This is a genomic window from Agrococcus sp. Ld7, assembly GCF_045064095.1.
In the GTDB taxonomy this organism is placed as follows: domain Bacteria; phylum Actinomycetota; class Actinomycetes; order Actinomycetales; family Microbacteriaceae; genus Agrococcus.
In genome coordinates, this window is sequence record NZ_JBISGY010000037.1 from 299,974 (window position 1) to 320,941 (window position 20,968).

General features: G+C 68.7%; 17 protein-coding genes and 1 tRNA gene. 9 read left to right on the forward strand and 9 right to left on the reverse strand.

The window, feature by feature from the left end:
* Nucleotides 1–29: 29 nt before the first annotated feature.
* Nucleotides 30–1,379 (forward strand): FAD-dependent oxidoreductase, encoded by a 1,350-nt coding sequence (locus ACJJVL_RS13955; RefSeq protein ID WP_405219636.1) that lies wholly within the window; start codon nucleotides 30–32, stop codon nucleotides 1,377–1,379.
* A gap of 167 nt (nucleotides 1,380–1,546) precedes the next feature.
* On the opposite strand, the gene ACJJVL_RS13960 is transcribed toward ACJJVL_RS13955, so the two are convergent.
* The 5 genes from ACJJVL_RS13960 to ACJJVL_RS13980 form a co-directional block, all read right to left on the reverse strand.
* Nucleotides 1,547–2,998: a phospholipase D-like domain-containing protein gene (locus ACJJVL_RS13960; protein ID WP_405219638.1), complete on the reverse strand. Its 1,452-nt coding sequence runs from the start codon at nucleotides 2,996–2,998 to the stop codon at nucleotides 1,547–1,549.
* 34 nt (nucleotides 2,999–3,032) lie between these two features.
* Nucleotides 3,033–3,518 (reverse strand): YajQ family cyclic di-GMP-binding protein, encoded by a 486-nt coding sequence (locus ACJJVL_RS13965; protein WP_405219640.1) that lies wholly within the window; start codon nucleotides 3,516–3,518, stop codon nucleotides 3,033–3,035.
* Between the two features lie 102 nt (nucleotides 3,519–3,620).
* On the reverse strand, nucleotides 3,621–4,034 hold the full coding sequence (locus ACJJVL_RS13970) for a hypothetical protein (RefSeq protein WP_405219642.1): 414 nt from the start codon (nucleotides 4,032–4,034) through the stop codon (nucleotides 3,621–3,623).
* Nucleotides 4,035–4,246: 212 nt separating this feature from the next.
* The gene (locus tag ACJJVL_RS13975) at nucleotides 4,247–4,966 is read right to left on the reverse strand and encodes a hypothetical protein (RefSeq protein WP_405219644.1); all 720 of its coding nucleotides are present in this window, start codon (nucleotides 4,964–4,966) and stop codon (nucleotides 4,247–4,249) included.
* A 504-nt stretch (nucleotides 4,967–5,470) separates the two neighbouring features.
* Nucleotides 5,471–5,552 (reverse strand) — tRNA-Tyr (locus ACJJVL_RS13980).
* A gap of 91 nt (nucleotides 5,553–5,643) precedes the next feature.
* Between ACJJVL_RS13980 and ACJJVL_RS13985 the strand changes: the two genes are divergently transcribed.
* On the forward strand, nucleotides 5,644–6,447 hold the full coding sequence (locus tag ACJJVL_RS13985; RefSeq protein ID WP_405219646.1) for an inositol monophosphatase family protein: 804 nt from the start codon (nucleotides 5,644–5,646) through the stop codon (nucleotides 6,445–6,447).
* 219 nt (nucleotides 6,448–6,666) lie between these two features.
* Nucleotides 6,667–7,809, forward strand: a complete 1,143-nt coding sequence (locus ACJJVL_RS13990) for a peptidoglycan DD-metalloendopeptidase family protein (protein WP_405219648.1) — start codon at nucleotides 6,667–6,669, stop codon at nucleotides 7,807–7,809.
* Between the two features lie 26 nt (nucleotides 7,810–7,835).
* Here the strand turns inward: ACJJVL_RS13990 and ACJJVL_RS13995 are convergent, their stop codons facing one another.
* A complete protein-coding gene (locus ACJJVL_RS13995; protein WP_405219650.1) occupies nucleotides 7,836–9,491 on the reverse strand; it encodes a glycoside hydrolase family 13 protein in 1,656 nt (551 codons plus the stop codon).
* A gap of 229 nt (nucleotides 9,492–9,720) precedes the next feature.
* Here ACJJVL_RS13995 and ACJJVL_RS14000 point away from each other — a divergent pair, with 229 nt between their 5' ends.
* The 6 genes from ACJJVL_RS14000 (at nucleotide 9,721) to ACJJVL_RS14025 (ending at nucleotide 17,331) form a co-directional block, all read left to right on the forward strand.
* Entirely contained in the window at nucleotides 9,721–10,974 is a 1,254-nt protein-coding gene (locus ACJJVL_RS14000) for an extracellular solute-binding protein (RefSeq protein WP_405219652.1), read from the forward strand.
* 158 nt (nucleotides 10,975–11,132) lie between these two features.
* Nucleotides 11,133–12,677, forward strand: a complete 1,545-nt coding sequence (locus ACJJVL_RS14005) for an ABC transporter permease subunit (RefSeq protein WP_405219737.1) — start codon at nucleotides 11,133–11,135, stop codon at nucleotides 12,675–12,677.
* Nucleotides 12,677–13,606: a sugar ABC transporter permease gene (locus tag ACJJVL_RS14010; protein WP_405219654.1), complete on the forward strand. Its 930-nt coding sequence runs from the start codon at nucleotides 12,677–12,679 to the stop codon at nucleotides 13,604–13,606. The genes ACJJVL_RS14005 and ACJJVL_RS14010 overlap by 1 nt, the downstream gene beginning before the upstream one ends.
* 76 nt (nucleotides 13,607–13,682) lie before the next feature.
* The gene (locus ACJJVL_RS14015) at nucleotides 13,683–15,215 is read left to right on the forward strand and encodes a sodium-dependent transporter (protein ID WP_405219656.1); all 1,533 of its coding nucleotides are present in this window, start codon (nucleotides 13,683–13,685) and stop codon (nucleotides 15,213–15,215) included.
* Entirely contained in the window at nucleotides 15,212–15,340 is a 129-nt protein-coding gene (locus ACJJVL_RS14020; protein WP_405219658.1) for a methionine/alanine import family NSS transporter small subunit, read from the forward strand. The genes ACJJVL_RS14015 and ACJJVL_RS14020 overlap by 4 nt, the downstream gene beginning before the upstream one ends.
* A 23-nt stretch (nucleotides 15,341–15,363) precedes the next feature.
* Nucleotides 15,364–17,331, forward strand: a complete 1,968-nt coding sequence (locus ACJJVL_RS14025) for a glycoside hydrolase family 13 protein (RefSeq protein WP_405219660.1) — start codon at nucleotides 15,364–15,366, stop codon at nucleotides 17,329–17,331.
* A gap of 336 nt (nucleotides 17,332–17,667) precedes the next feature.
* On the opposite strand, the gene ACJJVL_RS14030 is transcribed toward ACJJVL_RS14025, so the two are convergent.
* Genes ACJJVL_RS14030 through ACJJVL_RS14040 form a run of 3 tightly spaced genes read right to left on the reverse strand, consistent with a single transcriptional unit; the run spans nucleotide 17,668 to nucleotide 20,815 of the window.
* Complete coding sequence (locus ACJJVL_RS14030; protein WP_405219662.1) at nucleotides 17,668–18,948, reverse strand: glycosyltransferase family 2 protein; 1,281 nt, start codon at nucleotides 18,946–18,948, stop codon at nucleotides 17,668–17,670.
* Nucleotides 18,945–19,919 (reverse strand): glycosyltransferase, encoded by a 975-nt coding sequence (locus ACJJVL_RS14035; protein WP_405219664.1) that lies wholly within the window; start codon nucleotides 19,917–19,919, stop codon nucleotides 18,945–18,947. Before ACJJVL_RS14035 ends, ACJJVL_RS14030 begins: the two co-directional genes overlap by 4 nt.
* Nucleotides 19,916–20,815, reverse strand: a complete 900-nt coding sequence (locus tag ACJJVL_RS14040; RefSeq protein ID WP_405219666.1) for a WcbI family polysaccharide biosynthesis putative acetyltransferase — start codon at nucleotides 20,813–20,815, stop codon at nucleotides 19,916–19,918. The genes ACJJVL_RS14035 and ACJJVL_RS14040 overlap by 4 nt, the downstream gene beginning before the upstream one ends.
* Between the last annotated feature and the right edge of the window lie 153 nt (nucleotides 20,816–20,968).

A 20,968-nucleotide genomic window follows, 5' to 3' on the forward strand; every position in this document is an offset into this window, starting at 1 on the left:
ATAGCCGCCTCGCACGCTGAAGGAGAACCGTGAGCGAACCGCTCCGCATCGCCGTGATCGGCGCAGGCCCCGCAGGCATCTATGCCGCCGACATCCTGAAGAAGTCGGCAGCCGAGCAGGGCCGCGACGTCTTCATCGACCTGTTCGAGCAGCTGCCCGCGCCCTACGGCCTCGTGCGCTACGGGGTCGCGCCCGATCATCCGCGCATCAAGGGCATCATCGCGGCGCTCCGCGAGGTGCTGGAGTCGGGCGTCGTCCGCCTGTTCGGCAATGTGCGCTTCGGTGAGGACGTGACGCTCGACGACCTCGAGCAGCACTACCACGGCGTGATCTTCGCCACTGGAGCGACCAAGGATGCGCCGCTGGAGATCCCCGGCATCGACCTGCACGGCTCATACGGTGCCGCGGACTTCGTCTCCTGGTACGACGGCCACCCGGACGTGCCGCGCGAGTGGCCGCTCGAGGCGAAGGAGATCGCCGTCATCGGCAACGGCAACGTCGCGCTCGATGTCGCGCGCATGCTGGTCAAGCATCCGGAGGACCTGCTGCCCACCGAGGTGCCCGCCAACGTCGTCGACGGACTTCGCGCATCCCCCGTCACCGACGTGCACGTGTTCGGTCGTCGCGGCCCGCTGCACGTGAAGTTCACGCCGCTCGAGCTGCGCGAGCTCGGTGAGCTCCGCGACGTCGACATGATCCTGCACCACGACGACTTCGGCGTCGACCCCGATGAGGAGACGCTGAAGCAGAACAAGCAGATCCTCGTGATCTCGCGCGTGCTCGACCAGTGGCGCCAGCGAGAGACCGGCAAGGCCAGCCGCCGGCTGCACCTGCACTTCTGGTCGAAGCCGGACGCAGTGCTGGGCGAGGAGCGCGTCGAAGCACTCCGTGTCGAGCGCACGAGGCCCGCGGAGCACGGGCTCGAGGCCACGGGCGAGTTCCGCGACATCCCGGTGCAGGCGGTCTACCGCGCGGTGGGCTACTTCTCGTCACCGCTGCCCGACGTGCCGTTCGACGACCTACGCGGCGTGATCCCCAACATCGCCGGGCGTGTGCACGACGGCTCGCGCCCGATGCCGGGCATGTATGCCACCGGCTGGATCAAGCGCGGCCCCGTCGGCCTCATCGGCCACACGAAGTCGGATGCGAAGGAGACCATCGAGCAGCTGCTCTCGGACGAGCACTCCTGGTGGAAGCCGCAGGCCTATGACGCCGAGGCCGTGCCCGCCCTGCTGGCGGAGCGCGAGGTCGCGTGGACCGACATCGCGGGCTGGATCCGGCTCGACGAGCACGAGCAGGCCCTGGGCTCGCCGCACGGCCGGGCGCGCGTGAAGGTCGTGCCGCGCGACGAGATGATCGCCGTCTCCCGCACCGAGTAGCCCCCGCACCCCTCTGCCGTAGGTCAAGGAGCGCCCGCAGGGCGCGCCAGAAGACCGGTTGCTGCGCTCCCGTAGGTTGAGGAGCGCCCGCAGGGCGCGTCACGAGACCGGTTGCCTCCCCGTAGGTCGAGGAGCGCCCGGAGGGCGCGTCACGAGACCGGTTGCAGCTACTGCAGCGCCGAGCTCAGCCGCGCAATGCTGTCGAACGCCTGCGCGACCCGCGGCCGCGCCATCCATGCCGCCAACGTGAGCTCCGTCGACTGCCGCCGGTAGGCGTCCGTGATGCCCTGCAGCTGTGCGACCATCGATGGGCCCTCAAGCAGCATCGAGACCTCGAAGTTCAGCCCGAACGAGCGCATGTCGATGTTCGACGAGCCGATCACCGAGACGCGGTCGTCGAAGGTCATGAACTTCGAGTGCAGCACGGTGGGCTTGGCGAACAGGATGATCTTCACCCCGGCGCGCAGCAGCTCCTCGTAGTAGGAGCGCTGAGCGTGATAGGTCCAGAACTGGTCGCCCACCTCGCTCGCGAACAGCTCGACCTCGATGCCCCGCAGCGCCGCCGACGTGATGGCGTAACGCATCGCCTCGTCGGGTACGAAGTAGGGGCTCACGATCGTGATGCGCTGCTCGGCCGCGTGCACGAGCTCCAAGAAGATGCGCAGGTTCACCTCGCCCTCGAACCCGGGCCCGGACGGGATGACGGATGCGTTGAGGTCGCCCCCGGGCGCCTCGGTCTCGCTGGCGAGCTCAACGAGCTCGTTCGACTCCGCCCACCAGTCCGACCAGAAGAGCGCGTCGAGCGCAACGACCGTCGGGCCGGTGAGCTCGACCCAGGCGTCGCGCCACTGCAGGCCGCGTCGGATGTTCTTGCGCAGCAAGTACGACGGATCGATGAGGTTCAGCGACCCCGTGAAGCCAACCGCGCCGTCGACCACCACCAGCTTGCGGTGGTTGCGCAGATCCGGCCGCTGCCACTGCCGCCGCAACGGGCGCAGCGGCAGCATGTCGCGCCACTCGGCCCCCATCGCCTCCAGCCGGGCGATGGTCTCCTTGCGGCGCGGGTATCGGATGCTCGTCAGGTGATCGACGAGCACCCGAACGATGACGCCGCGCCCCCTTGCGCGCTCCAGTGCGCCGAAGAAGACCTCCGTGCGCTCGGAGGCGACGAGCAGGTAGAACTCGATGTGCACGAAGTGCTCGGCCTCATCGATGTGCCGCGCCATCGCCTCCAGCTGCGCATCGAACTCGCCCCAGACGACGCCGCTGACGGGGCCGACGTGCGGCATCGAGGAGAGCTCGCGGTTGAGCTGCACGACACCGGCGAGCCAGCTCGGCCGGCCTGGGAACGCCTCGGCATCAGCGACTTCGAGCGTCGTCTCGCCGATCAGCTTCTGGATCGCCGCCATCTTGTTGCGGCGGCTCTTCGGCAGCCGGTTGTTGCCGAGCAGCGCGAAGATGATCCAGCCCGCGATCGGCTGGATCATGATGATCAGCAGCCACGCGATCGCTGATGCGGGCTTGCGGTTGTACGGCACCGTCACGAGGGCCAGCAGCCGCAGGCCCACGTCGACCACCACGTAGAGCCACGTGAGCGCTTGAGTGAGCGTCAGCTCCACTGCATCTGCTTCGCGCAGGTCACCGTCGCTCGGCCTAGCGGAAGTTGAGGAACTGGAGGTCGATCTCGAAGTCGCCGCCCTTGAGCAGCTTGATCGCCGTCTGCAGATCGTCGCGGCTCTTGGAGCTCACGCGCACCTCGTCGCCCTGGATCTGCGCCTTGACCGACTTCGGGCCCTCCTCGCGCAGCAGCTTCGTGACCTTCTTGGCGTTCTCGGTGGAGATGCCGTCCTTCAGCGCGATCTCGATGCGGAACTCCTTGCCGGAGGGGTAGGGGTCGCCCTGCTCGAGCATCTTCAGTTCGATGCCGCGCTTGATGAACTTCGACTGCACGACGTCGAGCACGGCCTTCACGCGCTCCTCGGAGGTCGCCTTCAGCAGCACCTTCTCGCCGCTCCAGGCGACGTCTGCGCCGACGCCCTTGAAGTCGTAGCGCTGCTCGACCTCCTTGCGCGCCTGATTGACGGCGTTCTCCGCCTCCATCTTGTCGACCTTGCTGACCACATCGAAACTCGAGTCCATACAGTCGACATTACCGCTGGCGCTTCGTATGTGAGACCGTCACTTGGGACCTCGCTGTGCGTCGAGCTGCAATACCCGGCGCACGCCCCACGCGTGGTCTCGCTACGGCTGAATGAGAACCGCGTAGCTCGCCAACACGGAGTTGAACTTCGAAGGCGAAGACGGGCTCACCACGTCCCATTCCGCCTGCACCACAAGATAGAGCGGCGCGGATCGCTCGATCTGAGCGGGAATGCGCATCGTTATCTGGTCACCCGTGGCGTCGTAGCCGCACCCGCCGTCCATCCCCAGCTGGCAGTCAGCGTACGTCTGCTCGTCGACGTCCGGTATTCCGTCCTCGTCTACTTCGGAAGAACCTGCGAAAAATACGGATCGTGGCGGGAACGAGGTCGTTAGCGTAACGAAATCGGCTTCCGGCACTTCGTGCCATACCACCTCTTCGGGTGCGCGCGTCGGAGCCGCGGTCCGCGTGGACATCACGAGGAAAGGTGCAACCGCAACTCCGGCGACCTGCAAATTTGGCACCTCCTCTAGATCGGCTTCGGTCGGAAGAGTGGATGCATCAATGCTGACCTCCCGCGACTCAGCGGATGGCGGTTCAGTTGGGGAGGACCCTGCAGTGGGCTCGGAGCTGACCTGCGTTTCGTCAGGATTGAGACCGCATCCACCTACAGAACAGATCACGATGCCTCCAACAACCGTTGCCAGAACTCGCTTCCGCCAAGCCCTTAACGGCACTCGGCGTACCCGTAAGTGTCGCGGTACGTGACACCCTTGTAGCCGTTCGTGAACTGTGCATGGAACCGACCGAAGGAGCGGTAGCGCTCATAGCTCCCGCTGTGGCACCGGAACGCGAGGTTGATCCCCATGTGCGCCGAGGATGAGACGTCGGCCACGGCGACCTGCATGAGCCAGCCGTACCACATTTGACGGTAAGTCGCCCCCGCCAACGAGTGGAACACAGGGGGCACCGGGCACTTGCCACGCATATGAGTGTTGACGCGACGATTGATCGTTGACGAGCGGTGGGGTCGGTCCTGAATTGCACTGCAGTAGATCGCATATCGCGGACCCTTAGCAGCCGTCGCAACTGTAGGGTCGACCGGGCCGGTGCTCGACGTCGAGTCGTAGGGGCTCACCATCGGCAAGGGGTCGGTCTGCATCATCTCCTCAGAGATGGCATAGGACTCCGTGGAATTGATCGACCACTCATCAGGGAGCTGAGTGCCAGGTTCGGTGTTCACAAAGGCCTGCATTTCTGCCGCTGTCAGAGCCGGAAGGACCTCATCAGGCGCTGGCTCGGCGGCTACTTGCGCCTGAGCACGAGAAAGGTCGGCGTAGGGAACATTGCCACCCGGGGGATCAGCCGCAATTGCGGGGGATGCAATAACAGACAAGGCAGCACAGATGGCAATGCTGCTAAGCGCTGCGCCGTGGGATCGCTTCATAGGCAGATGATGACGTTCTCGCGCACCTCCAACATCCAGTGTTACTCGATCGTTATCAAATGCTGAGGGTTGCGCACGACGGGCCTCGCCAGGTTGTGGCCGACGCTCGATGCGACCGACCGAAACGTGCTGCTGCGGCCGCTGATCGACCACGTCCTGGTGCCGCCGAGCTCGCGCGAGACACGGCACTCGCGGACCTTCCAGGTCGTGCCGCGCTGGGAGGCCTAAGCCTCGGTCGAATGTGTCGACCGTTTGGATGCGACGTTGTCGAACGAGGAATCTGCCATGGCCCGATCCTACGCATTGTTCCGGTCGCCCGGCCTCGCACAACGCAAGCCCGGCAGTCTCGGCAAGCGGCACAGCCGGGCGATCCGGGCAGCGAGCCGCAGGGTCGGGGATCGGAGCTTGCGTTGTGCGGCGGCCGGCCGCCAAGGACGAAGCCCCGTGGTGCGGCGGCCGGCCGCCAACGACGAAGCCCCGTCGCGCGGACGGGGCTTCGGAGCGTGGCGAGTGAGGGATTCGAACCCCCGAATGCTGAGCAGTCTGATTTACAGTCAGATCCCTTTGGCCGCTTGGGTAACTCGCCGTGGCCGATCACGGCCGCCGTCCAGCATACATGTCGGCAACGCCGCGCGACGACCGCGCAGAGGGCGTTGCGACGGGGATAGATTCGACAGATGCACGAGCTCCACGACCTGCTCCGCAGCGCTGCCGTTGATGCGGCGGCGCTCGCGAAGCGCCGCCGCGCTGAGGGAGTCACGATCGCCGCCAGCAAGTCAAGCCTCGAGGACATCGTCACCGATGCCGACCGCGAGGTCGAGCGGCTGATCGTGGACCGCATCCGCGCTGCCCGACCCGACGACGGCATCCTCGGCGAGGAGGGGACGAGCGTTGCAGGCACCTCGGGTCTCACCTGGGTCATCGACCCGATCGACGGCACGGTCAACTACCTCTACGACATTCCCGCCTATGCGGTGTCGATCGCGCTCGTCGAGGGTGACCCCGACCCGACGACGTGGCGAGCCGTCTCCGCCGCGGTCGTGAACGCGGCCACCGGCACGGTCTTCGAGGCGCAGCGCGGTGGCGGAGCGAAGCAGGACGGTCGCGCGATCAGGGTGGCGGATGCGGTGCCCGCCGGGATCGCGCTCGTCGGCACCGGCTTCGGATACGACGCGGAGCGCCGCGTGCGGCAGGCCGCCGTGGTGCAGGGGCTCATCGGGTCGGTGCGCGATATCCGCAGGATCGGCGCCGCAGCGCTCGACCTCGCGTCGGTCGCGAACGGCAGCCTGAACGCCTACTTCGAGCGCGGTCTGCAGCCGTGGGACATGGCTGCCGGTGCACTGATCGTGGAGGAGGCGGGCGGCGTCGTGCGCGGCTGGGACGGTGCTCCCGCGAGCGGCCACTTCCTGATCGCGGCGGCTCCCGCACTCGCCGACGAGCTGATGGCTCTGCTCGCGCCGCTGCGCCCGACCGAGGTCTGACCCTTGCCACACCGTTACCGATCCGTTATATTTGGTGGTCGGACAAGGCGATGCGCGTGCCCTCGGCATGCCGTTGCACCCGAGCATCGGTCCATGCGACGATCGGTGCCGGTCGATCCCTCGGATTGGCGCGAGAGCGCGATCCGACCGTGACCCCCAATTCCTGAGGACGGCAACAGCGTGACGTATCCCACCCGACGAGCACTCCGCTCGTCTGCTGTGGACGCTGCGCGAACCGACGCGACGCAGCCGACCCGCCGCGCATTGCGCGAGCAGGAGCGGGCCGCCGAGGCCATCGCGATGACGGCGAGCGAGGCCCGCGCGGTTGAGCGCGTGACGGTCGTCGAGGGTGCTGCGACCCTGTACGTCAGCCGCCGAGCGCTGCGCGAGGCCGCGACCCGCGTTGCCCGTGACCTCTCGGTCACGATCGCCGAGCCGACCTACACGGCGCCCATCATCACCGTGGATGCGCCGTCGCTGGGCAACGGAGGCGAGGCAGTGCCCGGCGTGCGTCCCGCACGGCCGCTCGCCCCGCGCGTCATCCGCCGGGCTTCGATTGCGCCGCCGCCGCAGCCGAAGCCAGGGCGAGGGCGCCGCGTGGCGCAGAAGCTCTCGGCAGGCGGGGCGCTGCTGTTCATCGGCTCGCTGGTCGTCGTCACCTCGCTGCCCGCGCAGGCGGTCCAGCCCGGTGCCGGGATTGATCCAGAGGTCGCGCAGATCCATGACGACGCGCAGACGCTCGACAGCGTCTCCGCCGAGTCCACCACCTACTTCGCGCGCGACGACGTGACGGTCAACGACCAGATGGCTGTCGCGCGGATGTCGGCCGGCGAGCGTGCCGCCTATCAGGCGGTCGCCGATGGGGAGCCCGTGGGTCGCTCCTATACGGGCGACCCCGCGTTCCCGCAGGTCTGGAGCATGCTCAAGACCGGGTTCGTGCAGACGCCGTTCCCGACCATGGATCAGGTGGCGCTCTCGAGCCAGTTCGGCTATCGGCCGGGCGGGTTCCATGGCGGCAGTGATCTGACGCCTGGCCTCGGCACCGAGATCCGTCCGATCGCCAACGGCGTCGTCTCCGCTGTATGGCAGGGCAACAACCCTGGCGGCGGCGGCTACGCGGTCTTCATCGACCACAACATCGATGGCGAGTTCGTGCAGTCCTGGTACGCGCACATGATGCCCGGCACGATCAACGTCGAGGTCGGCCAGGTCGTCGACATCACCGACGTTGTCGGTCAGGTCGGCAGCTCCGGCCGCTCGACCGGCCCGCACCTGCACCTTGAGCTCAAGAACGCCGACTACGTCTCGTTCGACCCGATGCTGTGGCTGCAGACGCGCGAGATGAACCTGGAGCACCGCTAAGCGGCACCCCAGGCGCATCAGTGACGCTACGCGCCGGTCCTGACCCAGACGACCTCATCGGCCGCGAGCGACGCCGAATCGAGCGGCGACGATGTCAGCAGGATCTCGCCGCGCGGCACGTCGACCGCGTCGTGGCCGAGGTTCGCGACGACCGTGACCGAGCCGTTCCGGAACGACAGCGCGGTCGGGCCCACGTCGATCCACTCCAGCGTGCCGGTGCCCAGCGAGAGCTCCTGGCGCAGTCGCAGCGCCAGACGGTACAGCTCGAGCGTCGAGCCCGCGACGCCATCCTGCGCATCGCGCGCGAGCGCAGCCCACTCGGGCGGCTGCGGCAGCCAGCTATCGCCGCTGGCGTTGAAGCCGTAGGCGGGTGCCGCGGCCTCCCACGGGATCGGCACGCGGCATCCGTCTCGACCCCACAGCGCTCCCTGCGTGCGGGCGAAGGTGGGATCCTGCCGCTGATGGTCCTCGATCGCCGTGACCTCCGGCAGGCCCAGCTCCTCGCCCTGGTAGATGTAGGCGCTGCCGGGGAGGGCCAGCATGAGCATCGTGGCGGCGCGGCCGCGGCGCAGCGACACCGTCGGGTCGGCCTTCGACTCGGAGGTCGCACCGATGCCGGCGCCGTGGGTCGGCGGCGGCACCAGGGCGAGACGCGTGCGGTGGCGGATCGTGTCGTGGTTCGAGAGCACCCACGTCGGAGGAGCGCCGACGGCCCCGAACGCCTCGATCGACTCGTCGATCACGGTGCGCAGTCGCTGCGCGTCCCACGGGGTCTCGAGGTAGACGAAGTTGAAGGCCTGGTGCATCTCGTCGGGGCGCACGAAGCGCGCCATCTTCTCGAGCGGCTGCACCCAGGCCTCGGCGCACAGGACGCGGTCGCCCTCGTACTCCTCCAGCACCAGGTGCCAGCGGCGGTAGATCTCATGCACGTGCTCCTGGCCGAAGTACGGCGAGTCCATCGATCCGGCGGCGAGCAGCTCCTCGTCGACATCCGGCAGGCCGGGAGCCTTCGCGTTGCCGTGCGCCACGTCGACGCGGAAGCCGTCGACGCCGCGGTCGAGCCAGAAGCGCAGCACGTCGACGAACATGTCGCCGACTGCGGGGTGGTTCCAGTCGAAGTCGGGCTGCGAGGAGTCGAACAGGTGCAGGTACCACTGTCCGTCGGGCACGCGCGTCCACGCCGGTCCGCCGAAGACGCTCTGCCAGTTGTTCGGCGGCAGCTCGCCTGACTCGCCCTTGCCGTCCCGGAAGATGTAGCGGGAGCGAGCCTCGCTGCCGGGGGCCGCGGCGAGCGCCTCCTGGAACCAGACGTGCTCGCTGGAGGAGTGGTTCGGCACCAGGTCGACGATCACCCGCAGGCCGAGCCCGTGGGCCGTCTCGAGCATGCGGTCGAAATCGTCGAGGGTGCCGAAGATCGGATCGACGTCGCGGTAGTCGGCGACGTCGTAGCCGGCGTCCTTCTGCGGGGAGCGGTAGAACGGGCTCAGCCAGATGGCGTCGACGCCGAGCTCGGCCACCTGCGGCAGGCGGGAGGCGATGCCCTGCAGGTCGCCGACGCCGTCGCCGGAGGCATCCGCGAAGGAGCGGGGATAGATCTGGTAGATCACGGCAGAGCGCCACCACTCGGCACCGGCAGTGCTGGAGTCCTGGGGTGCGACGGGCTGCGTCGAAAGATCAGTCATGCCACCAGGCTATGCGGATGCGCTGGGTCACGCATGGACGTTCGTCGGCGAGCGGCCGAGAGGCCGCGTACGACGCTGCGCGGGAGGGGCGCAATGGTCACGATTTGCGAACGATCGGCGACAGAGGCCCGAGTCGTGTTGCGATTCACAGGGCGCGGCGACAGCATTAGCCGGGCCCTGCTCTCGGCGACCGTCGGGAGAGGTGCCCCCACAGCTGAAGGAAGGCACCGTGAAGCACAGCAGTTTCATGAAGGTGGCAGGAGTCGGCGCACTCGCGCTGACGCTCGCTGCTTGCTCCGGGGGCGGTACGCCCGCCCCGTCGAGCTCGGGCGAGAGCGCGGCCCCGCAGGGCGGCGACCTCGTCATCTGGATGGACGAGAACCGCGCGACGGCGCTCGAGGGTGTCATCGCGACCTTCGAGGAGGAGACCGGCACGGCCGTCGACCTGGTCGTCAAGGACTTCGGAACGATCCGCGACGACCTGACCACCCAGGCGCCCTCCGGTGAGGGCCCGGACGTGGTCGTCGGCGCTCACGACTGGATCGGGAAGCTCGTGCAGAACGGCGTCATCGCGCCGGTCGAGCTCGGCGAGCTCGCTGGCGATTTCGAAGACGTGTCGATTGAGGCCATGACCTACGAGGGATCCGTCTACGGGGTGCCGGTCTCAATCGAGAACATCGCTCTGGTGCGCAACACCGCGCTGGCGCCCGACGCGCCCGCCAGCTGGGACGAACTGGTCTCGACCGGTCAGGCGGCCGTGGAGTCGGGCGACGCGGAGTTCCCGCTGCTCGTCGGGATCGACCCCAACAATGCCGACCCGTACCACCTGTACCCGATGCAGGCCTCCTTCGGCGGCCCGGTCTTCGGCATGAACGACGACGGCTCCTACAACCCCGACGACCTGCAGCTCGGCAACGAGGGCAACGTCGAGTTCGCGGGTGCGCTCGCGCAGTGGGGTGCTGACGGCATCATCAACCTCAACATCTCGCAGGACATCGCCAAGGAGCAGTTCGCCAGCGGTGCCTCGCCGTACACGATCACCGGTCCCTGGAACCTCTCGACCTTCCAGGACGCGGGTGTGGAGTACGCGGTCAGCGAGATCCCGTCGGCCGGTGGGCTGCCCGCCACGCCCTTCGTCGGCGTGCAGGGCTTCATGGTGTCGCAGTACGCGAACAACCCGATCGTCGCCGCGCAGTTCCTGACCGACTACATCGCCGGCGAGACGGCGCAGACCGCGATCTTCGAGTCGGGTCAGCGCGCTCCCGCGCTCTCGTCCGCCTTCGAGGCGGCGCAGTCGAACGAGGATGTCGCGGCATACGGCGAGGTCGGCGCTGCCGGCGTGCCGATGCCCAACATCCCCGAGATGGACGCGCTCTGGGCTGACTGGGGCACCACCGAGGCACAGATCATCGCCGGCGACGGCGACCCGGCAGAGCTCTGGACGTCGATGGCCGACAAGATCCAGGGCACGCTCGAGGACTGAGTCCTCGTTGTGGCGGCCGACTCCTCTCGGGAGCCGGCCGCCGCAGCACCTGAAACGCACTACCGCTGACCTGCGTCGCAGGCAGTGCTGTCCGTCGGCGAGGAGCCCGAGTGACGACGACGTCCGCCCCTGCACGCAGGGCCCCGAAGCGCGGCATCATGCATCAGCCGCCCAGCGCGCGAGCGATGCTCGCGAAGATCGCGATGCTCGCGATCGTCGACGCGGTCGCCGTGTTCGCGATGACCATCCTGTTCTTCCAGGAGAGCTGGCTCGTCCTCGGCATCCTGGTGCTGACGACGCTGCTGGTCAACATCATCTACCTCTCGCCGGGGATGCTCCCGGCCAAGTATCTGACCCCCGGCCTCGTGTTCCTGGCCGTGTTCCAGATCTTCGTCGTGCTCTATTCCTGCTACATCGCGTTCACGAACTACGGAGACGGACACAACTCCACCAAGGACGACGCGATCGCCGCGCTCGTGTCGCAGAACACGGAGCGCATCGAGGGTTCGCCGGTCTATCAGGTGCAGATGGTCGAGGCTCCCGGGGGTCTGGGACTGCTCGCGACCGCGCCCGACGGCACCGTGCTCATCGGCACCGCCGATGATGCGCTCGAGCCTGCCGACCCCGCCGCGGTGACGATGGAGGGTGCGCGCGCGACCGCGCTCGAGGGCTGGACGAGCCTGTCGACGCAGGACATCCTGCAGCGCCAGCAGGAGATCACCGCGCTGCAGGTGCCGCTCGACGACGAGCTCTCGAACGGCTTTCTGCGCACGACAAACGCTGTGCAGGCGTTCGTGTTCCAATCGAATTTCGTCTACGACGCTGCTGCCGACACCATGACCGACACGTCGACCGACACGGTCTACCGAGACCTCGGCAACGGACAGTTCGAGACCGAGGACGGGCAGGCGCTCGGCACCGGCTGGCAGATCCTGGTCGGCTTCGAGAACTTCCTGTACCCGTTCCAGAACCCGAAGTACGGCGAGGCACTGCTCGGCGTGACGCTGTGGACGTTCTCGTTCGCGATCCTGTCGGTCGCGGTGACCTTCGTGCTCGGGCTGTTCCTCGCCCTGACGCTGAACGATCCGCGCATGCGCTCGCGCAAGGTCTACCGGGTGCTCTCGATCCTCCCGTACGCCTTCCCCTCCTTCCTCTCCGCGCTCGTGTGGCTCGGACTGCTGAACACGGAGTTCGGGTTCGTCAACGAGGTGCTCTTCGGCTCCGCAGACATCCCGTGGCTCACCGAGCCGTGGCTCGCGAAGTTCTCGGTGCTGCTCGTCAACGTCTGGCTCGGCTTCCCGTACATGTTCCTCATCTGCATGGGTGCGCTGCAGTCGATCCCCGAGGAGCTCACGGAAGCGGCCACGGTCGACGGCGCCAGCGGCTGGCAGGTGTTCAGCAGCATCAAGTTCCCGCTGCTGCTGGTGTCGACCGCGCCGTTGCTGATCTCGTCGTTCGCCTTCAACTTCAACAACTTCAACACCATCTACCTGCTGACGCGCGGCGGGCCGCGCATGGCCGGCGTGGAGGAGAACGTCGGCCACACCGACCTGCTCATCACCCTGGTCTACAAGACCGCGTTCGAGGCGGGCACGCGTGACTACGGCCTCGCATCGGCGCTGTCGATCATCATCTTCCTGATCGTGGCGACCGTGTCGTTCGTCGCATTCTCGCGGACCAAGGCGCTAGAGGAGCTCAACTGATGAGCACAGAGATCGACCCGGTGGCGCGCGACGGCGAGAGCGCGGAGCGCCGACGGCCTGCCCCGCAGCCGCGCATGCGGTTCGGCAAGTGGCTGCGCGTGCTCGGCTGGCGGCATCTCGTCGGCATCGCGATCGTGATCTTCGCGACCTTCCCGCTCATCTACGTGCTGAGCGCATCGTTCAACCCCACCGGCACCCTGACCGGCTCCAACCAGCTGTTCCGCTCGTTCTCGATCGACAACTACGTGCAGCTGCTCAGTGACACCCGTCGACCCTACGCGGCGTGGTTCGGCAACACCCTGATCGTCGGCATCGTGACGTCGCTCGGCACGGTGCTGCTGGGTGCGCTCGCGGCCTACGCCTTCTCGCGCATGCGCTTCACGGGCAGGCGCCAGGGACTGTTCGGGCTGATCCTGGTGCAGATGTTCCCGCAGCTGCTCGCGGTCGTGGCGATCTACGCGCTGATGCGCGGCATCAGCCAGGTCTTCCCTGCGATCGGCCTCGACACCCTCATCGGCCTCATCATGGTCTATCTGGGCGGGGCGCTGGGCGTGAACACCTACCTGATGTATGGCTTCTTCAACACCGTGCCCGCCTCCATCGACGAGGCCGCGAAGATCGACGGCGCCGGTCACGCCCGCATCTTCTTCACCATCATCCTGCCGCTGGTCGCGCCCATCCTCGCCGTCATCGGCCTGCTGTCGTTCATCGGCACCACGAACGACTTCCTGCTCGCCTCGGTGATCCTCAACAGTCCCGACAAGCTCACGCTCGCGGTCGGGCTGTTCCGCTACGTCTCCGAGGAGACGAACACGAACTACCCGGTGTTCGCCGCCGGTGCGGTGCTCGCCGCCATTCCCGTGATGGCGCTATTCCTGTGGCTGCAGAAGTACATCGTGAGCGGCCTCACCGCGGGCGCGGTGAAGTAACCGACTGCCGCACCGGTTGCGGCTGTGGCAAGGTGAGTCCGTCACCGTCCGCGTCGTCGCCCCGGAGGAAGCCGCCATGCCCGTCACCAAGGCCCCCATCGACCGCGGTCGGTTCTCGAACAAGACCGTCTTCATCCTGGCCGCCATCGGTTCCGCGGTCGGCCTCGGCAACATCTGGCGCTTCCCGTACGTCGCGTACGAGGGTGGTGGCGGCGCGTTCATCCTGCCGTACCTGATCGCGCTGCTGGTCGCGGGCATCCCGCTGCTGCTGCTCGACTACGCGATCGGGCACTCCCAGCGCGGCTCCGCGCCGCTGTCGTTCGCGCGCCTGTCGCGCAGGCTCGAGTTCATCGGCTGGTGGCAGGTGACGATCTGCGTCGTCATCGCCGTCTACTACGCCGCGATCCTCGCCTGGTCGACGCAGTACGTCGGCTTCTCGTTCACACAGGCCTGGGGCGACGACCCCGAGGCCTTCTTCTTCACTGACTTCCTGCAGGTGGCCGACAACGAGGCGACGCTGCAGTTCGTGCCCGCCGTGCTCATCCCGATGCTCATCATCTGGGCCCTCACGATCGTCATCATGGCGCTGGGTGTGCAGAAGGGCATCGGCGCCACCGCGGTGATCTTCATCCCCGTGCTGCTGATCGCCTTCGGCGCGCTCGTCGTGCAGGCGCTCTCATTGCCGGGTGCCCTCACCGGGCTGCAGACGCTGTTCGAGCCGAACTGGGCGGCGCTGCTCGAGCCCGCCGTCTGGGCGAGCGCCTTCGGCCAGATCTTCTTCTCGCTGTCGGTCGGCTTCGGCATCATGATCACCTACGCCTCCTACGTCGGCAGGAAGACCGACATGACCGGATCCGGCTTCGTCGTCGGCTTCGCGAACTCGGGCTTCGAGCTGCTCGCCGGCATCGGCGTGTTCAGCGCGCTCGGCTTCCTCGCGCAGTCCACGGGCCTCGGCGTCGCGGACGTCGTCGCCGACGGCATCGGCCTCGCGTTCGTCGCCTTCCCGGCGATCATCTCCCAGGCACCGCTGGGGGCGCTGCTGGGGGTGCTCTTCTTCACCTCGCTGGTGCTCGCCGGCTTCACCTCGCTCGTGAGCATCCTCGAGGTCGTGATCTCGGCCGTGCGCGACAAGCTCGAGCTCGGACGCATCACGGCGACGCTCGTCGTCACCGTGCCCATGGCGACCGTGAGCATCCTGCTGTTCTCGACCACGAGCGGCGTGCTCGTGCTCGACATCGCCGACTACTTCATCAACCGCTTCGGCATCCTGCTCGTGGCGCTCGTCGCGATGCTCGCGGTCGCGTGGGCCGTGCGACGCGTGCCGTCGCTCGCGGCGCACATGAACCGCTACGGATCCGTCAGGCTCGGGCGGTGGTGGGTCGCGCTCGTGATGGTCATCACGCCGCTTGCGATCGCGTTCATCCTCGTGCTCGAGGTGGGCGCCGCGATCGCGACGCCCTACGAGGGCTACCCTGCGTGGATGCTGGGCGTGTTCGGCTGGGGCGTCGCCGGCGCAGCGCTCGTAGCGGCAGTCCTGCTCTCGATCCCCAAGTGGAAGACCGCGACGCCGCTCGAGGCGCCCGAGCATGACGAGGAGGTGATCCGATGACCATCGGAGCCATCGTGATGATGACGATCAGCATCGTCGTCCTATGGGGCGGCCTCACGGCCGCGATCATCAACATCGTCCGGTTCAAGGGCCCGGAGCCGGCCGACTCGATGCGAGACCTGTGACCGCGATGACCTAGCGTGGTCTGGTGCTCCAACCCCACCACGACGGCTCATCCCTGCACGTCTCGACGCTGACGCCCGCCATGGGCCAGATCGTCACGGTGCGACTGCGCGTGCCCGTCTCGCACGACACGCCGCTCGAGGTGCTCGTGCGCTCCAACCCCGATCGCGAGCCGTTCTTCAACAAGGCGGTGCACGTGGGCACCGCTGGCGCGTACGACTGGTGGGAGGCCGAGATCCGGGTGGTGAATCCCGTGCATCGCTATCGCTGGCTCGTGCACTACGCCTCCGGCCACACCGACTGGATCAACCAGGAGGGCGTGCACCCGATCGAGACCCGCGACGATGCCGACTTCGCGCTCGTCGCTCACCCGGCGCCGCCCGCCTGGGCGACGGATGCGGTGCTCTACCAGGTGTTCCCCGACCGGTTCGCGCGCTCCGAGCAGGCGGCGCAGCACCCGACGCCCGAGTGGGCGCAGGCGGCCAACTGGGACGAGCCGGTGATCGGCTCGGGCCCGGGTGTCTCCACCCAGCTCTACGGCGGCGACCTGCCGGGCGTTGAGGAGCACCTCGACCACCTCGTCGAGCTGGGCGCCACCGTCCTCTACCTCACGCCGGTCTTCCCCGGCGCTTCGAACCATCGCTACGATGCGTCCACGTTCGACGTCGTCGATCCGCTGCTGGGCGGCGACGAGGCGCTCATCTCGCTCGTCGAGGCCGCGCACGCGCGCGGGCTCAAGGTGATGGGAGACCTCACCAGCAACCACACCGGTGACACGCACGCCTGGTTCCAGGCTGCGCAGGCCGACGAGGAGGCTCCCGAGCGCGCGTTCTACTACTTCCACGAGGAAGGCACCTACGCCTCGTGGCTCGGGCACGGCTCGCTGCCGAAGCTGAACTGGAACTCGCAGGAGCTGCGCGACCGCTTCATCGAGGGCCCGGACTCCGTGGTCGGCACGTGGCTGCGGCCGCCCTACTCGTTCGACGGCTGGCGCATCGACGTGGCCAACATGACCGGTCGCTACGAGACCGACGACCTGAACGCCGAGGTGCGGCAGATCATCCGCAGGACGATGATCGACATCAACCCCGACACGCTGCTGCTGGGGGAGTCCACCAACGACGCGACCGACGACTTCCAGGGCGATGCTTGGCACGGCGCGATGACTTACGCGAACTTCACGCGCCCGGTGTGGGGCTGGCTGTCGGTGCCCGGATCCGCCGCGTTCGGCGGCCTCGGCATGGCCCGCTCGGTCATTCCCTCCTACACGGGTGTCGATGTGCACGCGCAGCACCAGCGCTTCATCGCCGGCATCCCGTGGCGCACGCGGCTGCACAACATGAACGCGCTCGACACGCACGACACCCCGCGGTTCGCCACCAACGCGCTGCCCGGCGCCGTGCCGGTCGCGCTCGGCATGGCGGTGTCGATGCCGGGCATCCCCGTGATCTGGTCGGGCGACGAGCTCGGCCTCACTGGCGTGAACGGCGAGGACTCCCGCACCCCCATGCCGTGGGACACCATCGACGAGCACGCCGACTCCATCGCGCTGCACAAAGAGCTGCTGGCGCTTCGCAGCGAGCAGCCGGCGCTGCGCGGCGGCGGGATGCGGTGGCTGCACGTGGGCGAGGAGGCGCTGGTCTGGATCCGTGAGACGGCTGATTCGAGCGTGCTGTGCGTGGCCGCGCGCGGCTTCTACGATGTCGTGATCGAGGAGGGCGACGTCGGGCTCGCGGGGGAGCCCGCGCGGCTGTTCGGCGACGGCGGTGTCAGCGTCTTCGGTGACAGCGGACTGCGCCTGACCGGCGCTGGGCCCGGATTCGCGGCCTGGGGCATGCCAGGGGTCGCGCTGCCGTACACCGATGGCGACGAAGAGCAGGCGCAGCGCGAGATGCTCGACGAGAACGCGGCGCAGGATGCCGCGCTCGCGCACGGCGAGGCCGCCGAGCCGACGCTCACCGCCGCCTGGAGCAAGGACACCCTGGAGGAGTAACGGGGCCCTCCGTAGGTCGAGGAGGGGCCGTGGGCCCCGTCACCCTCCGTAGGTCGAGGAGGGGCCGGAGGCCCCGTCTCGAGACCGGGCTGTCGCCGCCTGCGATCTCGTGACGCGTGCGGGCTGCGCCCGCGCGCTCCTCGATCTGCGGGGTGCCGCGTTGCCCTCCGTAGGTCGAGGAGGGGCCGGAGGCCGGTCATCCCCGTAGGTCGAGGAGGGGCCGGAGGCCCCGGCTCGAGACCGGGCTGTCGCCGTGTGCGATCTCGTGACGCGTGCGGGCTGCGCCCGCCCGCTCCTCGATCTGCGGGTGCCCGGCTCGAGGCCGGGCTCGGCGCTCTACCCCGGCGGCCACCAGCCACCGAAGTAGGCCTCAAGATCGGGCGCATCATGCAGCGGCGTGATGCTCGCCGCCGAGCGCGTCTCCGTCCGCCACCCGGTCGGCGCACCCCAGCGCGCATCCCGTGCTCTCGCCCGCGACGCCCGCACGATCGCGTGCGAGCCGAACGCGATCGCACCGAGGTCGCCGTCGCCGACAGCGGCAACGGCCGCTCGCAGCCGGAGCGCAGCATCCGAGTCGACGTGCACGGGCGCGGGCACCTCGACCTCCACCCTGGTTCGGCCCTGCCAGTCGTCGACGACGCGCGGGTCGGCCTCGAGGGCCGTTCGAACGGCTGGCGGCACGACGACGCGCGCGTCGGGCAGCGCCTGCAGCAGGCTGTCGACGCACACCACGCCCGCGGCCACCGACTCGGCCGCTCGCAGCATGACGAGCACATCGGCGTTCGGGCCCAGCAGCGCGAAGGGCGCAGCGCCGGGCGCTCGGATCGACCGCATCAGACGGAGCGTCTCCTCGTTCTTCCGGGCGCGGCGGTCCGCCTCGTCGCGCCCGGCCCAATCCGGCCCGTCGTGCCACGCCACGGCGTCGGGCACGTGCGCGAAGGCTGCGCCCTGGAGCCAAGCCCGATACGCCCACTCCCAATCCTCGCCGCCGTACGCCTCGAACGATTCGTCGAAGCCGCCCACATGGTCGAACAGCCAGCGGCTGCACGCAACGACGGCGCCGATGATGAAGCGGTAGGAGCGCGCGTCGGCATCGAGGAGATCCCGTGATCGCCGATAGGCGTCGTCAAGCCATGCGGGCTCCGCGATCTCGTTGGCGGGACCCGCGAGCTCGATCGGCCGATCGTCATCCGCTAGCGCGGCGTGCCGACGGCGCCCCACCGCGACCACGTCCGGAGCGAGCGACGGCAGACGCGTGATGCGTGCGACGTAGTCGGGCTCGGGGGCGGTGTCGGCGTCCAGGAAGCAGAGGATGTCGCCGGTGCTGTGCCGCACGCCGAGGTTCCGCACGGCAGCCAGCCGGAAGCCGCGATCCTCGTGGCGCGCAAGCGTCACGTCGGCCGGGACGACCGGCGGCGTCGGCGAGCCGTCGTCCGCGACGATGATCTGCAGCAGCGCGCGAGGGTGCGTCTGGCGCCGCAGCGCCGCCAACGTGCGGTCGAGCTCTCGCTGCTGGTCGAAGTGCGCGATGATCACGGAGACCGAGCGCGGCTCGGCAGCATCCGCCGCCGCGTCCCATCGATTGCCGATGATCGGACGTCCGAACGGCGCGCTCACCAGCGGCTCCATCGCGCGAGGTACGCGATCGCGACGTCGTCGGCGTGCGGTCCGGTCTGCGCGCGATCGGACAGCCACGTCTTGGCAGGGTCCTCGAGTGCTGCGGCGATCGCATCCGAGAGCCCAGCCGGCTCGACGAGGCGCACGGTGCCCGGCCGCAGCGCTGCCATCTCCCGGAAGTAGGCATTCGTGACGGTGATGGGCCGCCGACCCGCGGCGATCCAGTCGTTCAGCGATCCGGAGGCGGAGACGTGCTGGTGCGCGACAACGGGCACGGCGACCTGCTGGGCGCGCTCGAGGAGCGCGTCGTCGGGCACGAAGCCGGTCGCGGTGAACGCGACGCCGCGGCCGGCCGAGTAGTCCTGCAGCTCGGCCAGCTCTGCCTCGTGTCCGGGGGCTGCGCGCCCGATCGCGGTCACGGCCGGCGCCTCGGGCAGCACCGCGACGGCATCGACCACCTCCCGGTGCCCCTTGCCCGGGTAGAAGAATCCGAGCACGGCCACCTCGTTCCGCGGCGTGCCGGCCGCAGGGCGCACCAGCGGCACGGCCGAGGGCAGCGGGATGACATCGATGGCCGCGTCGGTGCCCGTGCAGGCCTGCAGCAGCGATCGCTCGTGCTCGCTGTTGCAGACGATCACGTCTGCCACCTCGACCACTCGTCGGTAGGCGCGTGCGCGCCGCCGCATGCCCTCTTCACCGTCCGAGCGCTGGGGCACGTCGTGCACGGTGACGGCGACGCGCGCATCCGCCGCCAGTGCCTCGACCGCGGCAGCCGCCGACTCGGCGTCGGCGCCCCAGAGCCGGTCGGTGAAGTGGATGTGCACCCGCGGCGCGTCGGAAGCGCGCTCGATGCGCGCGAGCCGGATCTCCGGCCGAAGCGCCTGCACCGATTCGGCGAGCGCCCGGGCGCAGCGATCGACCCCGTGCTGCGGATCGCCGAAGTGCACCAGCAGCGGCAGCTGAGCCGTCACAGGCCGAGCGCCCGCATCGTCTCGGCATGCCGGTCGAGGCCCGCCTGCACGACATCCGGGTGCTCGCGATACCAGGCGAGCTGCGCGGCACGCACCTCGGCGTCGTCGACCGGCTCGCCGTCGACCAGCCAGTGCGCGCGGGGTTCGTCGGGCAGCCCGAACAGGTCGATGACGGGCTCCTCCCTGGGCGCGTGCACGCGATCGAGCATCGGGCGGCCGAGCGGCGCCGTCGCGCCGTCGAGCCCGAGCCGGTCGTGCACGCGCTCGGCCAGCACCTCCAGCACCGGGTTCCCCGGGTGATTGATCGTGCGCATGAGGGCGAACGACGGATGCGCGAAGGCGTCGGAGATCGGCACGGTGCGGTGCCGCTCCTCGCGGGATCGCAGCTCATCCAGGGAGGCATCGGCGATCGAGCGCAGCGCGGCCTGCGACGGTCGCGCGATGGTCGCCGATCCGGCGGCAGCCGCGAGCGTGCGCAGGTCGTGGTACGGGACGACGGGCGGATCGGCCGACGGATCCTGCGGTGGGCGCACGATCGCCTGCCAGGGGTAGAGCCCTGCGAAGCGGATCACGGGCACGAGCGCAGAGCGCACGCCGGGAGGAGCCGCATCGAGCATCTGGCGGGTGCCGAGGGGCATCCCGTGGTAGCCATCGCGGATCGGCTGGGCGACGATCACGTCGACCCGGCTGAGTAGTCGTTGCAGGTGCGGGATGTCGCTGGTCACGAGCTCGTGCACCGGCGGTACGCGCGAGAACCGCACGCCGGAGCCGGCGAGCGCTTGCCGCAGCGACTCCGCCTGGCAATTGCCCAGCACCACACCGCGAGGGCCGTCGGTGTCCGCCGGCGCGTAGAAGTCCGCATAGTGCTGCCGACGTGCGGCATCCTCGCCAGGCATGCGTGCTCCTCTCGGCTTTGGCACCGGGCGATGGCGCCAGGCCTGGGGTACAGGTTCAGGCTTCTCGGCAATAGTGTATGCATGCCGGTGCACCTCATCCCGAGCGTCGACGAACCACGTCCGCGCCCGTCAGCCTCGCGAGCGTCGCGGTCC

What these genes read in the sequence shown, in the direction of transcription:
- ACJJVL_RS13965 (WP_405219640.1), bottom strand. Translation starts at nt 3,518, where the DNA reads ATGGACTCGAGTTTCGATGTGGTCAGCAAGGTCGACAAGATGGAGGCG.
- ACJJVL_RS13975 (WP_405219644.1), bottom strand. Translation starts at nt 4,966, where the DNA reads ATGAAGCGATCCCACGGCGCAGCGCTTAGCAGCATTGCCATCTGTGCT.
- ACJJVL_RS13985 (WP_405219646.1), top strand. Translation starts at nt 5,644, where the DNA reads ATGCACGAGCTCCACGACCTGCTCCGCAGCGCTGCCGTTGATGCGGCG.
- ACJJVL_RS13995 (WP_405219650.1), bottom strand. Translation starts at nt 9,491, where the DNA reads ATGACTGATCTTTCGACGCAGCCCGTCGCACCCCAGGACTCCAGCACT.
- ACJJVL_RS14005 (WP_405219737.1), top strand. Translation starts at nt 11,133, where the DNA reads ATGCATCAGCCGCCCAGCGCGCGAGCGATGCTCGCGAAGATCGCGATG.
- ACJJVL_RS14010 (WP_405219654.1), top strand. Translation starts at nt 12,677, where the DNA reads ATGAGCACAGAGATCGACCCGGTGGCGCGCGACGGCGAGAGCGCGGAG.
- ACJJVL_RS14015 (WP_405219656.1), top strand. Translation starts at nt 13,683, where the DNA reads ATGCCCGTCACCAAGGCCCCCATCGACCGCGGTCGGTTCTCGAACAAG.
- ACJJVL_RS14020 (WP_405219658.1), top strand. Translation starts at nt 15,212, where the DNA reads ATGACCATCGGAGCCATCGTGATGATGACGATCAGCATCGTCGTCCTA.
- ACJJVL_RS14040 (WP_405219666.1), bottom strand. Translation starts at nt 20,815, where the DNA reads ATGCCTGGCGAGGATGCCGCACGTCGGCAGCACTATGCGGACTTCTAC.